At 65.1% G+C, this 14,486-nt stretch carries 13 protein-coding genes and 1 pseudogene; 6 read left to right on the top strand and 8 right to left on the bottom strand.

Annotation, left to right across the window (positions count from 1 at the left end):
* Positions 1-2: 2 nt before the first annotated feature.
* A pseudogene (locus EGD98_RS14910) lies at positions 3-1,409 on the bottom strand (RNA-guided endonuclease InsQ/TnpB family protein).
* A 218-nt stretch (positions 1,410-1,627) separates the two neighbouring features.
* Between EGD98_RS14910 and phoU (EGD98_RS14915) the strand changes: the two are divergent.
* Together phoU (EGD98_RS14915) and phoU (EGD98_RS14920) are read left to right on the top strand one after the other, a co-directional pair.
* Positions 1,628-2,293: a phosphate signaling complex protein PhoU gene (gene phoU / locus EGD98_RS14915; RefSeq protein ID WP_220589155.1), complete on the top strand. Its 666-nt coding sequence runs from the start codon at positions 1,628-1,630 to the stop codon at positions 2,291-2,293.
* Positions 2,294-2,608: 315 nt separating this feature from the next.
* Complete coding sequence (gene phoU, locus EGD98_RS14920) at positions 2,609-3,289, top strand: phosphate signaling complex protein PhoU (RefSeq protein WP_220589156.1); 681 nt, start codon at positions 2,609-2,611, stop codon at positions 3,287-3,289.
* A gap of 324 nt (positions 3,290-3,613) precedes the next feature.
* On the opposite strand, the gene EGD98_RS14925 is transcribed toward phoU (EGD98_RS14920), so the two are convergent.
* From EGD98_RS14925 to EGD98_RS14935, 3 genes are all read right to left on the bottom strand, one after another.
* The gene (locus EGD98_RS14925; RefSeq protein WP_220589157.1) at positions 3,614-4,813 is read right to left on the bottom strand and encodes a mechanosensitive ion channel family protein; all 1,200 of its coding nucleotides are present in this window, start codon (positions 4,811-4,813) and stop codon (positions 3,614-3,616) included.
* 98 nt (positions 4,814-4,911) lie between these two features.
* Positions 4,912-5,622 (bottom strand): DNA repair and recombination protein RadB, encoded by a 711-nt coding sequence (radB, locus tag EGD98_RS14930; RefSeq protein WP_220589158.1) that lies wholly within the window; start codon positions 5,620-5,622, stop codon positions 4,912-4,914.
* 50 nt (positions 5,623-5,672) lie between these two features.
* Positions 5,673-6,503: a hypothetical protein gene (locus EGD98_RS14935; protein ID WP_220589159.1), complete on the bottom strand. Its 831-nt coding sequence runs from the start codon at positions 6,501-6,503 to the stop codon at positions 5,673-5,675.
* A gap of 104 nt (positions 6,504-6,607) precedes the next feature.
* Here EGD98_RS14935 and EGD98_RS14940 point away from each other — a divergent pair, with 104 nt between their 5' ends.
* A complete protein-coding gene (locus EGD98_RS14940; protein ID WP_220589160.1) occupies positions 6,608-7,378 on the top strand; it encodes a hypothetical protein in 771 nt (256 codons plus the stop codon).
* Positions 7,379-7,402: 24 nt separating this feature from the next.
* Here EGD98_RS14940 and larC read toward each other — a convergent pair whose 3' ends face one another.
* The gene (gene larC, locus EGD98_RS14945) at positions 7,403-8,704 is read right to left on the bottom strand and encodes a nickel pincer cofactor biosynthesis protein LarC (RefSeq protein WP_220589161.1); all 1,302 of its coding nucleotides are present in this window, start codon (positions 8,702-8,704) and stop codon (positions 7,403-7,405) included.
* A gap of 370 nt (positions 8,705-9,074) precedes the next feature.
* Positions 9,075-9,491 (bottom strand): universal stress protein, encoded by a 417-nt coding sequence (locus tag EGD98_RS14950; protein ID WP_220589162.1) that lies wholly within the window; start codon positions 9,489-9,491, stop codon positions 9,075-9,077.
* A 112-nt stretch (positions 9,492-9,603) separates the two neighbouring features.
* Here EGD98_RS14950 and EGD98_RS14955 point away from each other — a divergent pair, with 112 nt between their 5' ends.
* Both EGD98_RS14955 and EGD98_RS14960 read left to right on the top strand, forming a co-directional pair.
* The gene (locus EGD98_RS14955; protein WP_220589163.1) at positions 9,604-10,257 is read left to right on the top strand and encodes an L-threonylcarbamoyladenylate synthase; all 654 of its coding nucleotides are present in this window, start codon (positions 9,604-9,606) and stop codon (positions 10,255-10,257) included.
* 170 nt (positions 10,258-10,427) lie between these two features.
* Entirely contained in the window at positions 10,428-12,653 is a 2,226-nt protein-coding gene (locus EGD98_RS14960) for a CDC48 family AAA ATPase (protein WP_220589164.1), read from the top strand.
* A gap of 342 nt (positions 12,654-12,995) precedes the next feature.
* Here EGD98_RS14960 and EGD98_RS14965 read toward each other — a convergent pair whose 3' ends face one another.
* Complete coding sequence (locus EGD98_RS14965) at positions 12,996-13,667, bottom strand: helix-turn-helix domain-containing protein (RefSeq protein ID WP_220589165.1); 672 nt, start codon at positions 13,665-13,667, stop codon at positions 12,996-12,998.
* A 192-nt stretch (positions 13,668-13,859) separates the two neighbouring features.
* Between EGD98_RS14965 and EGD98_RS14970 the strand changes: the two genes are divergently transcribed.
* On the top strand, positions 13,860-14,048 hold the full coding sequence (locus EGD98_RS14970; RefSeq protein ID WP_220589166.1) for a hypothetical protein: 189 nt from the start codon (positions 13,860-13,862) through the stop codon (positions 14,046-14,048).
* A gap of 45 nt (positions 14,049-14,093) precedes the next feature.
* On the opposite strand, the gene EGD98_RS14975 is transcribed toward EGD98_RS14970, so the two are convergent.
* Positions 14,094-14,480, bottom strand: coding sequence for a cupin domain-containing protein (locus EGD98_RS14975; protein WP_220589167.1), 387 nt, complete (start codon positions 14,478-14,480; stop codon positions 14,094-14,096).
* Positions 14,481-14,486: the final 6 nt, after the last annotated feature.

Below are 14,486 nucleotides of genomic sequence, written 5' to 3' on the forward strand. Positions count from 1 at the left end.
TCTCAGTCGGTCTGACAGTCCCTAGAGGCAACATTCCCGTCACTGTGGACGGTACTCGGGTCTGTGCGCTGTTCTTTGGGACTTGCCCTCTCGGGAGAGTGTGATAACTCCGACCAGGTGTGGTCGTCCCACTCGAACCGCACGGGCCGTGCCATCGGCCTGACTGCCTGTTCTGCGTGCCGTCTCAGGAACGTCTCTGAGGCTGTGATGTCAGCGTGCCCTTTGAACCCGCAGGGACAGGTGAGCGTGTCTTGGTGCCGTGTCGTCCGGTCTGTCGAACCGCACTGTGGACACTCTTGGCTGGTCCACGCTTCAGACCGCACTTCGACCGAGATACCGTATTCCTCGGCAGTACAAACCAGCCGCTCGGTGAATTTCTTGAACGACCAGAAGTTGTGGGTCTTGGCGTTCGTTTCGACCGACCAGTGCGTCTCCAGCACGTCGGTCAAGCCACCGATATACACCATGTCCACGCCCTCGGCGTACAGTCGGTCTAGCAGGTCACGACACAGTGCCTCTTGCGCGTGATCGCGGCGACGGGTCCGCTTGCGGTACAGTCGCCGGATACGCTCGCTACTGTATCGGCCTTCTTCAAGTTTGGACTGTAATCGGGCAATTTCTCTCGTCGTCTCGCGGAATCGCTGGAACAACTTATGGCCTTCGTACAGATATTGCTCGCCAGTCGTGGTGGTACAGGCAATGAGATTGTTCGCACCAATATCCAGAGCGGCCTTCTCGTCAGCCAGTGGAGTGTCCCGTGCATCAGTAATAGTCACGGGTTGCGAAGCTCGGAAGGTGCTATCAGTCTCGTCATACCACAGTTCGAGGCGGCCTTGGTCCTCGTAGTCAGGCCAGTTCGGGTCACCAACGATTTCCAATCGGAGACGACTTTTCGGGCTGTTGTGGTCGTCTCGCAAGTTTTCACCGACAACAATCTCAAGTCGGGAGCGGTCACCCCATTCGACAGTGTATGCGTCCTTTCGGACGACGCCTTTGAGGACACGTCCGTCGTCCTCGTTGTCGAGGCGAATCTACGATTCGCCGACCATTGGAAATCTCCGATTTCCAAGACCACGGAATCCCGGCGGTTCCGGGTGTTCCGTGACCGACCTATTAGACTCATCGTGATACTTGTCTTTGAGCGTGAAAAACGACTCCCACGCTTCGCTATTCTTCTGTATCACCTGTTGGGCAGTGGACGCACCGAGAACGCCTTTGTACTTGCCTTCGAGGCAGCCTGTATCGGCATCCCACACGTCGCCCTCGAAACCGTCTTCCTTGTTGTACCGCATAAGGCGCTGGTAATTTATCTCGTTCCAGAGAGCGGCGGAAGCGTCCAACAGTTTCCGTAGCACCTGCTCTCCATCGTCGGAGAGGGGTCGCACGGCGAACGTGTTGGTGCGCTTCATCAGCCAGTCCTGGCCACGTTCGCTTCGGACTTGAACGTCAGCCATCCACAGTGAAAGTAGAATTCAGTCAGCCTCGCTGGAGACTCAAGACCAGCAGTAACACGTGGTTTCTCATCGGAGTGTACGCGATTCACACCCGGCCTGAAAGCCGGGATTCTCTCGCTGACTCAAGATAGTCGACACCTCTTTGGAACGCTACACCCACACTACACTCGCACATGCCGCGTGACACGTTCGAGGCACGCCTCGACGCCCTGCGGACCGACGTCTGTGCGATGGGCCGGGACGTCACCGAACGGCTCGACCGGGCGGTCACCGCGTACGAACAGCGCGACCCCGAAGCGGGGCGGGCCGTCGCCGACGCCGACGGCGAGATAAACGAGCGGTATCTGGACCTCGAAGCGGAGTGTATCGACCTGCTGGCGCTCCACCAGCCCGTGGCGTCGGACCTCCGGCTCGTCGTCGCCTCGTTCAAGATTCTGACCGACCTCGAGCGCGTCGGCGACCTGGCCGCCAACCTCGGCGGCTACGTCGATGCGATGGCCGGCGACACCGTCCCGTCGGTCCCCATCACCGACATCGGCGAGATGACGCTGGCCCAGCTCAGGGACGCTATCGCCGCCTACGAGACCGGCGACGCCCAGCGCTGTCGCGACGTCGCCGCCGCCGACACCGACCTCGACGAGCGCTGTGGCGCCGCCACGAACGACCTCGTGCGCTCGCTGGTCAACCACACCCCGGACGACGACGTGGCCCCGACGCTTGCCGACACCAGACGGTATCTGCTCACCGTCAGGGACCTCGAACGCGCCGGCGACCACGCCGTCAACATCGCCGCCCGCACGCTGTACATGGTCGAAAACGACGCCGGGCTCATCTATTGAGAGTACCTTTTTACTGCGGGGGGTGTCCTCGCTCGCGGTGCTCGCTGCGGGCACCCCCACTTGCAAAAATCTACGCTAAAAACTTCCTTCACGCTCCCTTCGGTCGCGTGAAGTGAAACGGCTCGCTCCGCTCGCCGTATGCTCCCTGTCCGCACCACCCTCGGCCGTTCGTCGCTCTCTCCGGCGTCACTTCTGGCCCTTCGACTGTCGGTGCCCGTCGCCGGTCGATTGGCCCCCGAATGTCAATATATCCCACAAGAGGACTTTATTAACCCAATGGAAAAGCTGATACGGCCAGCCAAGTGAGAGCGGACAATGCCACGCGAATCCTATCAGGAACTGCTGGAGTCGCTTCGGGAGGACGTCCTCTACATGTCCGAACTCGTTCTGGACCGACTGCGGCTGGGGCTGTCGGCTATCGAACAGAAAGACGAGGACCTCGCCTGGGAGGTCATCGACGGCGACGACGAGATCAACCAGCTGTATCTCGACCTCGAACAGGACTGTATCGACCTGCTGGCGCTCCAACAGCCCGTCGCCTCGGACCTGCGCTTTATCGCCGCCTCGTTCAAGATCATCACCGACCTCGAACGCATCGGCGACCTGGCGACGAACCTCGGGGAGTACTCTCTGGAGGCCGAACGCGATGTCTTCCCGGAGGTCGACATCCAGGAGGTCGCCGAGGTCGTCATCGAGATGGTCGAGCAGGCGATGGACGCCTACGACCGGGAAGACCCCGAGCTGTGTTACACCATCAGCGAGACCGACGACGAGGTCGACGAGCGCTGTGAAGCGGCCTCCGAGACTGTCGTCCGGGACCTCATCGAGCGCGAGATCGACGCCGACTCCAGCGACTCGGACATCGAACAACTGATGGCCGACGTCTCGCGGCTCCTGCTGACGATTCGGGACATCGAACGCGTGGGCGACCACGCGGTCAACATCGCCGCCCGCACGCTGTACATGATAGAGAACGACGACGCGCTCATCTACTGAACCTTTTTCATCGTCGGGTTCGCGCTCCGCGCGAATCACTCCTCGAAAAACGTTCATGAAAAAGGCCGGAATCGCGCGGCAGCGCGCGATTCCGGGGAAACGGCTCGCTCCGCTCGCCGCACATTCCCGGCGACAGCCACACCCTCCCCAGCCGACTGCGTTGCTCGGCTCGCGATACTCGCCTGCGCTACTCATCCCTCGCACAGTGCCGTCGCGCCACGCAGGGCGCGACAGCGCGCGCCGACCGCCCGCTCGGAACCCCGTGACCGTTGTGACACGCGCCGGCCGCCAGCTCGGGGTGGCCGTGACCGCCCTGGCCCGCACCTACTGTCCGTTCGACTGCTCGATGCCCTCTGCCGGGGGGCGGGCCGCTCCGGCCTCGCCCTGCGCGACCTGGAAGCCGCCCGACTCCCCGCGGCCCGTGAGTTCCCGCTGTGGGAACGGAATCTTGACGCCGTTCTCCTCGAGGGCCTGCTTGACCTCCCGGACCACTGCGGCCGTCGTCATCGCTCGCTTCGCGGCGCTCGGGTGGTCGATCCAGAACCGGCACTCGAGGACCACAGCCGAGTCCCCCAGCGACTTGGGAACCACCTGCGGGGTCGGGTTCGAGAGCACGTGTTTGACGTCGCCGAGTACCTCCTCGATGATGGCTTCGGCCCGCTCTACGTCCGCGTCGTAATCGACGCCGACGTCGACGGACAGCCGCAGCCGTTCGAGGCTCGTTCTATTGGTGACGGTGGCGTTTGCAACGTTGTCGTTCGGGATGACGACCTCTTCGCCGTCGGCGTTGCGCATCCGGGTGTTGATTATCGTGATGTCGGTGATGATACCCTCGTCGTCGTTGATTTCGACCCAGTCACCGATCTCGAACGGACGGGCGAACATCAGCACGAACCCGGCGATGAGCGAGCCGATGGTCGACCGGGCAGCCGTCCCGACGACGATGCCGAGGAAGCCGGCACCGACGAGGAGGTTCCCGAGTCCGATGCCCCAGACGGAGAGGGCCGCGATGCCGGCCCCGAGCAAGACTGCGACCTGCAGGACACGGAAGACGATACCTTGCTGGTGCTGGTTCAGCTGGTCCGATTCCTCGGCGTACTGCTCGATGGCCGTATCGAGCATGTCGATACCGGCCAGCGTCCCACCGACGACCCCGATAGTGAGGAGCCCGCGGACGAGCAGCGGAATCCAGCTGGCCATGACCGTGACTGCTGCCAGCGCGAGGTCGACGAACCCCCAGACCACCAGTACGGCCAGGCCGGTCGCGATGAACACCGCGAGCTGGAACGTTCGGACCAGCGCCGTCACGGGAAGCTTCCAGTCGAACTCCGGGGGGTCGACCGGTACCCGCTCGTGGCTGAATACCAGATACTTCACCGTCCGGTGGGCAGCCGTGACGACTCGCGGCGCGAGGACGATTGCCGTCACGACAGCGGCCAGTGTCAGGACGACTGTCGCTGCCACCCGCGCTTCCGTCGTGACGAGGCCGCTGAGGAAGGCCTGTAGTTGCCGGGCGTAGTTCATCGTGCCGGAAAATGCTTGTTCGGCGTGAAAAACGCACACACCCGATTATCAGATACGGAACTCGGACTCCACAGACAGCGTCGTCCCCACTCGCCGTCTCATCGCGTCGGCTCGACGGCCTCCTCGCCAGCCAGTCCGTCGTCGGTAATCGAGAACTGGACGGTGTCGCCGGCGGGTTTCGCGCGGTGTTTCTCAAGCGTCGCACGGCGGTTCCCGCCGCGAAAGCGGTCCAGTCGGAGGATCGCGCCGGACCAGTGGTTGAGGGTGTGTCCGCCCAGCGCCGTCGAACGGTCGCTGTCGGGGTCCGTGAACACCTGGTTGGTGAAGACGACGGCGAGGTCGTGTTTCCTGGCCAGCGAGAGCAGGTGGGTAATCTGTCGGGCCACGTCCCGCAGTGTCTCGCCGCCGTCGTCGTCGTCGCGGCGCAGGCGATAGAAGCCGGTGGCGCTGTCCAGCACGATGAGTTCGACCTCCGGGGCGAACTCCGCGGCGTCCTGGACTGCTTCGGTCTGTTCGTCGTAGTCGTACACTTCCGAGACGATGAGGCGGCCGGCCAGGTCGTCGACGGTCTGGCTGGTCCCTTCGGCGCGGCCGCGGGCTATCTGGGCCATCCGGTCGGGCGAGAGCCCCTCGGTGTCGATGTAGAGGGCGGCGTCGCCGGCCGCCGCGACCTCGATGGCCGACGAAAGCGCCAGATTCGTCTTGCCGGCCGCGGGCGGGCCATACACCTGCGTGACGGTGCCGCGTTCGAGCCCCCCACCGAGTAGCTCGTCGACCGGGCCACAGCCGGTCGGCACGTAGTCGCTCACGGACACGGGTTGGACGTATTCGGGTATAAACGCTCGCACCTGTGCCGGCGTCACGACGGGCGGAGATGCTCCGCTATCGCCCGCTCGACAGACGCAGCATCGTCCAGGTCATCGAGTGCGAGCCGGATATCCAGCCGCCACTGTCGATGGAGGACCAGGGCGTCCGCAGTTCTGGTGTAGCCGCTGAACCCGTCCCAGGGGAGCAGTTTTCTGACGACGCGATTCCCCCGCCCGATACCGGCAGCAGTCACCGTGTACGACCGCGGTTCGGTGTTGGCGACGAGGTACGTCCCGGTCGGGAGGAGCATCTGTATCGGCCAGAGGGCCCACCCGAACTGGTCGAGATACACAAGCCCGAACCCGGCCATTCCGACGACGAACAGCGGGACTGCAGCGACGATAGCGCGCCGCCGAGCGCCGGCCGGCCAGCCGGCTTCGAACTCACACAGTATCTCTGTGGCGGCCGTCACCGCGTCCGTGTATCTGGTCCGGGCCATCATGCCGAGCGCGTACCCCAGCCCCATCGCGCCGAGACCGAAGAACATGGCGAGTAGGCTCACGACACCGAGGTGACCGAGCGAGGCCACGCCACCGAACGCGTAGCACAGCCCGACGGTTCCGGGGAGCCACCGGATAGGGGAACTCCCCAGCCGTTCGGCGGCCCGTTCGGTCCGAGCGGTCAGTCGCCAGCCCACCGTCGTCAGCACGGCGAGCGTCGCGATGACCAGCATGTAGGTGCGACCCGCGCCACGCAGTCCGAACTGAATCGCGAGCAAGACCGCGGGCGGTGTCAGGAGGACAGCCAGGTAGAGCCCAGTAACGAGTGGAAAGAGCGGGTCACTCGTTCGGTCGGATTCGAGCTCCACCGAGGCGGGCTGCATACGGACAGGGTTCGACTGACAGAAGTAAAAATCTTCAGTTCTGCGGACAGGTCGCCGCGCGACGAGCCAGCACTCGTAAGTGCGCACCCGACAAACGTCGACTAGTGATAGTCGTTGCCACGGACGACTTCGAACTGTATCACGGCGTGGTCACGGAGCTACGCGACCGTGGCGTCGACTTTACCACCATCGAGCCGGCCGAGGAGTGGCCCGACGACACCGACGTCGCCGTCGTCGCGGCCGGCGAGCGCGTCGAGATTCCCGACGGCGTCGAACTGGTGTCGGCCGACCCCGAACGCCCCCGCCGGGCGGTCGAGGCCGCCATCGACGCCCTGCGGGGTGAGTCGGGCCGGACCGTCGTCGGTATCGACCCCGGCGAGCGGCCGGGCATCGCCGTCCTCCACGGTGAGACGGTCGTGGCGGCGTTTCAGGTGCCCGCCGCCGAGGCCGCCGAGGTGGTCCGCCGGGAAGTCGAGGACGCCGCCGACCCGGTCGTGCGTATCGGCGACGGCGCTCGGCTGGTCGGCTCGCGGGTCATCGACGACATCGAGGACGTCCCCGTGGAACTGGTCGACGAGACCGGAACGACGCCGTATCTGGGCAGCGGCGCCCGCGGGATGGGCGACGTGCTGGCGGCGGCCAACATCGCCCGCCGCGAGGGCGAGGCGATAGCCAGCCGCGACATCGAGCCGACGGCCGGCGAACTCACGCGCATCAAAGACCGCTCCCGGGAGGCGAGCGACACCAACCGCGCCATCGACGCTGAACTCGCCCGGCGAGTCGCGGCCGGCGAACTCACCATCGAGGAGGCGCTGGCCGAACACGGTGAGGAGTCGGTGCAGGAGGATAGCGGGCCGGACCCGACCGACCGCTGACTGTATCGAGCCGTCCGCTCGCTCTTACTCGCGAACCGACCGCTCGGCTCGGCGGATGACTTCCCGAACGGCGAGACCCGATGCGTCCGCGACGGCCGCCGCGTCGTCGAATTCGCAGCTCACGTCGTACACCTCGCCGTCGGTGTCGCTGGCTAGCTTCACGGTGACCTCGTAGCTGTCGCCGTCGACCTCGAGCGTGACCGTCTCGAAGGCCCGCTCGGCTATCCACCGGTGGCCCGCGCCGTGCTCCCGGATGCCCAGCGTCCCGGTCTCCTCGGCGAGCCGACGGGCGACCCTGTCTGCGTCGTCGGGCTTGCAGATGACCTTCACCAGGTGGCCGGGCCGGGACTTCTTCATCGTCAGCGGGACGATAGAGACATCGCGCGCTCCCGCTGCCGACAGCGAGCGTTGCAGGTCACCCAGCACCTCGGGCGGCGCGTCGTCGAGGTTCGTCTCGAGGACGGTGATGTCGTCCCGGCGGAGCCCGCCCGCGCCGTCGCCGACCATCGCCCGCAGGACGTTCGGGTGAGCCTCGAACTCCCGTGCTCCGGCGCCGTAGCCCGAGCCGTCCACCGTCAGCGACGGGAGCCGGTCGACACCGTCGGCGACGTGGGCGAGGATTGCCGCACCCGTCGGCGTCAGCAGTTCGGTGTCGACGGGACCGCCCTGCAGCGCCCAGTCGGCTCGCTCGGCTATCTCGACGACCGCCGGCGTCGGCACGGGGTAGGTCCCGTGGCTCATCGAGACGGTGCCGCCGCCGGCCGACAGCGGCGTCGTCACGACTCGCTCGACGTCGAGGTCCGCGAGCAGCAGCGCCGCCCCGACCACGTCCGCGATGGCGTCGTCGGCCCCGACCTCGTGGAAGTGGGTCTCGCCGAGGTCGGTGCCGTGGACTGCCGCCTCCGCTTCACCGAGAATCTCGAAGATGGCGAGCGCATCTGCCTCGACGGCCTCGGGCAGGGCCATCCCCTCGACGATGTCGACGACTTCCGGGTAGCTCCGGTGTGGACCGTGCCCTTCGGCGTGGGTGTGGTCGTCGTGGCTGTGGTCGTGGTCGTCGCCGTCGTGACTGTGAGCTTCGTCGCTATGGCTGTGCTCGTGACCGTGGTCGTCCTCGTCCCCGCCATCCGTTGTCGGGTCCGTCAGAATAACCTCGACGCCAGTGGCGCTGATACCGTTCCGGTCGACCGTCGAGACGACGTACTCGACGTCGAGTGCCTGCTCGACGGGCGCGAGCGCGTCGCGGTCGGCACCCGCGGCCAGCAGCGCCCCCAGAATCATGTCACCGGCCGCGCCCATCCGGCCGTCGAAGGCGAGTGTTCGCATACCTGCATCTCGCTCTATAGGCTGAAAAGTCTACCACAACGCAGGTTTTGAGAGCAATACTGTAAACAGCCAGAAAGCCCCCGCACTCTGGACTCCCGCGACTCGCTGCGCTCCTCACTTCGTTGCGGTGCTTGCTTCGTCGGGGTTCGTCCAGAGTGCGGCCCCTTTCAGTCCCACCCATGCCGGTTGGTCATAGGGGCTGGGTGGGTCTGAAAGGGGCGCTTGGCTAAACGAAGGCGGGCGAAGCAAGCACCGAAGCCGACCAGCGGGAGGCGAGGAGCGCAGCGAGCCCCCCGAGTTTAGCCAAGCGGGGCTTTCTGGCTGTTCACGGCTGGAGTCAGGCTATCCAAACCCTCGCTCACTCAAACTCCTAGGTTCGGCGGACGATGTGGACGTCGTAGGCGTCCGCGTCGTCGAGTTCCGAGATGGGGACGACGACGTCGTCGGTGTCGGCGCTGCCGAGGAACACGACGTCGGCTTCGACGTCGCGGGCCACGCGGCGGATGGTCTCGGAGAGCTCGTTGGCCGAGTAGGCGCTGACGTCCTCGTAGTTGAGTTCGGCGTCGTCGGTCGCCTCCTCTATCTTCCGGCGGAGGTCGCTCGCGGCGGTCTCGGCGGCGAAGTCCTCGCTGGGGTCGACACGCAGGCGGCGAACGGCGTAGTCCGCGCCGGTCGGGACCAGACTGACAGCCACCACGTCGGTGTCCATCGCCGCGGCGTAGTCGACCGCGCGGTCGAGGGCGGCGTCTGCGAGTGGCGAGCCGTCGAAGGGAACGAGAAATACCATACCGCGGCTTCTGTGGCCAGCCTTATCAAACGCGGCGGTGGCGGCAGACGGCGTCGGTTTCCGAAACCGAAAGAGCAAATTATCGGCAAATCGGATATTCTCGACATCTGGGATGTCTTCGCCTGCCCTGTCGCCGACGACCGAGAACGTTCAGACCGTCGCCCGCTGCGTTCGCGAGGGGGGCGTCGTCGTCGCCCCCAGCGACACGAACATGGCGCTGACGGTTGCGCCCGACCAACCCGGGGCTATCGACCGCGTCTACGCTATCAAGGGCCGGCCGACCCACAAGCCGCTGACGCTGTTCGTCCGGGACCCGCGCGACTGGCGTCGCTTCGCTCGCCACGACGACCCGGAGACTGTCGACGCCCTGGCCGAGGCGTTCTGGCCGGGGCCGCTGAACCTGGTGCTCGAACTTGCCAGTCCGGCACTTGACGACCGATGCGCGATGGACGGCACGGTCAGCGTCGGCTGTCTCGCCAACCCTGTGTGGCGCGAGCTGGCCGAAGCGGTCGGTGGACCGGTCGCGATGACCTCCGCCAACCAGTCGGGGACGGTGCCCGACGACCGCCTGGTCGACGTCGAGCTGGCGGCCGACCACGTCGGCGACGCGGTAGACTACATCCTCGGAGGCGAGCCGGAGGGCACCACCCGCGCCTCGACTATCCTCTCGCTCGCCCACGGCGATGTCGGCGAGGCACGGATTCTGCGCCGGGGTGACCTGACGGCGAACGATATCGAGCGCGCAACGTCGCTGACCGTCGCGTGACCTTCGCCGGCGGTGAGTACGGTCGGTCGAACGGTGGCCAGGTGGCCCGAATCTGGCGTGGACGTGGCGTGTGATAGCAGTACGCATATAAACCCGTCGCTGCTCGTCGCACCCGCCGGTAGCATAAAGCATATCTCCCGGGATGACGGACCTTCTCATAGTCTCACTCTATGAACGAAGTGCAACTAGAAGTGGCGAAAGCGTACCCGAACGACTCGGGTCGTGGCATCGCCCGTCTTGACCCCGATACGTTGTTGCATCTCAAGCTCTCGCCCGGTGATATCATCGAAATCGAGGGTAGCGATACGACGGCTGCGAAGGTGTGGCGTGCGGACCGGCAGGACTGGAACACGGATACGGTGCGCATCGACGGGTTCACTCGGCAGAATGCCGACGTGGGCATCGGCGAACGCGTGACCATCCGGAAAGCGGAAGCGGAGAAGGCAGACAAGCTCGTCCTCGCCCCGCCCGAGGAGGCGTCGGTGCAGTTTGGCTCCGACGCCGCTGGCATGGTCAAACGCCAGATTCTGAAACGGCCGGTCGTCGAGCGCGACATCGTCCCCGTGATGAGTTCGACGAACCACCCGTTCATGCGCTCGCCCGGCCAGGCCATCCCGCTCATCGCGGTCGAGACCGAGCCAGAGGGCGTCTGTCTCATCACCGAGGACACCGAAGTCGAGCTCCGCGAGGAGCCCATCTCGGGCTTCGAGAAGACCGGCGGCGGCATCACCTACGAGGACATCGGTGGGCTCCAGAACGAGATTCAGCGGGTCCGCGAGATGGTCGAACTGCCGATGAAACACCCCCAGATATTCAAGAAACTCGGCATCGAGCCGCCACAGGGGGTCCTGCTGCACGGCCCACCGGGCACCGGGAAGACGTTGCTTGCGAAAGCGGTCGCCAACGAGACCTCCGCCAGTTTCTTCTCTATCGCCGGACCGGAGATTATCTCGAAGTACTACGGCGAGTCCGAACAGCAGCTACGAGAGATATTCGAGGACGCGAGCGAGGAGTCCCCGGCTATCATCTTCATCGACGAACTGGACTCCATCGCGCCCAAGCGCGAGGACGTCACCGGCGAAGTCGAGCGCCGCGTCGTCGCCCAGCTCCTGACGATGATGGACGGGCTGGAATCCCGTGGCCAGGTCATCGTCATCGCCGCGACCAACCGCGTCGACAGCGTCGACCCCGCGCTGCGTCGCCCGGGCCGGTTCGACCGCGAGATCGAGATCGGCGTGCCGGACGAGGTCGGCCGTGAGGAAATCCTCCAGATTCACACCCGCGGGATGCCCCTCTCGGACGACGTCACCCTCTCGAAGCTGGCGACCGACACCCACGGCTTCGTCGGCGCCGACATCGAGAGTCTGACCAAGGAGGCCGCGATGAAGGCACTGCGCCGGTACCTCCCCGAGATAGACTTAGACGAGGAGGACATCCCGCCCAGTCTCATCGACCGGATGATAATCAAGCGGGAGGACTTCAAGGGCGCGCTCAACGAGGTGAGTCCATCGGCGATGCGGGAGGTCCTCGTCGAGCTGCCGAAGATGTCCTGGGACAGCGTCGGCGGCCTCAACGAGGCCAAAGAGCAGGTCCAGGAGGCAGTGGAGTGGCCGATGAGTTCCCCCGAGAAGTTCGAGCGCATGGGCGTCACGCCGCCCTCGGGCGTGTTGCTCTATGGCCCACCCGGGACCGGCAAGACGCTGATGGCCAAGGCCGTCGCCAACGAGACCGACGCCAACTTCATCTCGGTGCGTGGCCCGCAGCTACTCTCGAAGTGGGTCGGTGAATCGGAGAAGGCCATCCGCCAGACCTTCCGCAAGGCGCGGCAGGTCGCCCCGACCATCATCTTCTTCGACGAGCTCGACTCCCTGGCACCGGGCCGGGGCGGCGAGATGGGGTCGAACGTCTCGGAACGGGTCGTCAACCAGCTCCTGACGGAGCTAGACGGGCTCGAAGAGATGGAGGACGTCATGGTCATCGGCGCGACCAACCGCCCCGACATGATAGACCCCGCGCTCATCCGCTCGGGCCGGTTCGACCGTCTGGTGATGATCGGCGAGCCCGACGTCGACGGCCGCGAGCAGATTCTGCGCATCCACACCGACGACACGCCGCTGGCCCCCGACGTGAGCCTGCGCGAGCTGGCCGAACGCTCCAGTGGCTTCGTCGGTTCGGACCTCGAATCCATCACCCGCGAGGCGGCCATCGAGGCCCTGCGCGAGTCCGACGACGCCGAGGAAGTCGAGATGCGTCACTTCCGCCAGGCCATGGAGAGTGTCAGGCCGACGATTACCGACGACATCCGGGACTACTACGAGCAGATGCAAGAGGAGTTCAAGGGCGGCTCCAGCCCGCAGCGCCAGCCCGGCGGTAGCGGTCGTATCGGCTTCCAATAAGCCCACTTTTTGCACCGTCACTCGCGCGCCTTCGGCGCGCTCGCTCGGGCAAAAACTTGGGGAAAAATCGCGGCTTCACTTCCTGTCGCGCGCCTCCGGCGCGCGGTAGTCAGTTCGCCGCGGTCGAACCGGCGCCCTCGGCGCCGGATGCTCACTTCGACAGCCCTGCCCTTCCCCGTCCTCGCGAGCCTAGCGAACGAGGGCTCGTCAGAGCGGAGCTCTGACGGTGGTTCGCGCGACGGAGCGCGCTCACGGCCCATAGCCCGCGAAACCTACAGCCACGGATTCGGATTGCTGGGTCTGCTGTCTCGACTCTCGCAGCAAACGCTCCGAGCGTGGACGCTACTCCTCTATCTCGGACTCGGCTTCCATGGCGGCGACCAGCGAGTTGTCCACGAGCGTGAGTATCGCGCGCCGTAACCGCTCGGTGACCGCCTGGTCCGAGATGTCAAACTCCTCGGCCAGGTCCTTCGTCGATAGCCCCCGCGGAATGGAGTAGTAACCGCCCTCGACTGCCCGCAGCAGGGCCTCCCGCTGTGGCTGTGTAAGTCCGTAGAAGGGGCCGGTTTCGGGTCTGGATGGGTTGTAGATGCGTTCGACTTCGACGGGGACGCTCCGCTCCGAACAGTGCTCGCGGAACATCTCCAGGCTCTCGTAGGTGGTGAACCGAAGCTCGAACTCCCAGCTGTCGGGCCCGCCAGTCGCGGAGAGGATGGTCGCTCCGGTCTCGGCGATGGTTCGAAAGAAGGTGTCCGCGCCTACCCCCCAGTCCAGGGCATACAGGATACTGTCGTCGTGTGCGCTGACCTCGGTGATGCTGGTCACGGACTCGTGGGCCCTGACGTTTTTTTCGAAGGCCGGCGCGACGGTCCCGTGCACGGAGAAGAAGGGGACTGCTTTCTCACCGACCGGGACGAGCGTCTCGAGTTTGATGGTGGCGCCCTCGGTCATATCGAGTATCTGACCCAGCTCGAAAGTGGAAGCGGGAATCCGAAGATGCGCGAGGACAGCCATTATCGTGTCTACTGTGGCCTGTCATGTAAATATGGCTCGTCCGCTCCACCGGCTCTCGAAATGAAACTTGGTGCACCATGCTGAACGATAGTTCTTTTACCCCACGGTCCAACGGATAACCATATTGCACGCCCTCGGAGTCTGGTTCGTTTCTGACCATGTGACCGCGTCACGGCCGGACGGCCACCAGCTATGACAGGAGATATCAACAGCGCCGCAGAGTTCGAGTCCGCCCTCGCGGACATCGTCGAATCGGCTATCGAGAACAACGTCGACGTCCGCGGCGCCTGGGAGTTCGAGACAGACGGCTCGACTCACTACTGGGAGCTCAACGTCGTCGAACTGGCGCGGGAATCCGACGAAGCTGACGAGACCGACTGACTGCGGTCCCGTTTGGAACAAGCCCCTCGCCGGAAAGCGACCCTTTCAGGACTCCATCTTCGCGGCCATGTGGTCGAAGACGTCCCGGTGGTCCTCCTGCGGGCTGAACAGGACGACTTCGGTGTCTTGCTCTGCTCGGGCGGTGTGGCCCGGCGGCCAGTAGACCACGTCGCCGCCGCGGTCGGTCTCCTCGCTGCCGTCGACGTAGGAGATGGTAATCTCGCCGTCGATGACGTAGCCCCAGTGAGGGACCGGGCAGTGGTCGTCCGGGAGCCCCTCAAGCAGCGGGGTGATGTCAGTCCCGGCCGAAAAGTGCATGTGTTCCGCGCTCAGCGTGGTGTCGGCCGGGAGTTCGCCGAAGTCCATCTGCTGCTGGACTACGGCGTCCGGTGTCTCCATCAGTGTCGGGAGTTCTTCTTTTGTCGTGTTCATTCTATG

The sequence above is a fragment of the Haloarcula salinisoli genome (genome assembly GCF_019599405.1).
In the GTDB taxonomy this organism is placed as follows: domain Archaea; phylum Halobacteriota; class Halobacteria; order Halobacteriales; family Haloarculaceae; genus Haloarcula; species Haloarcula salinisoli.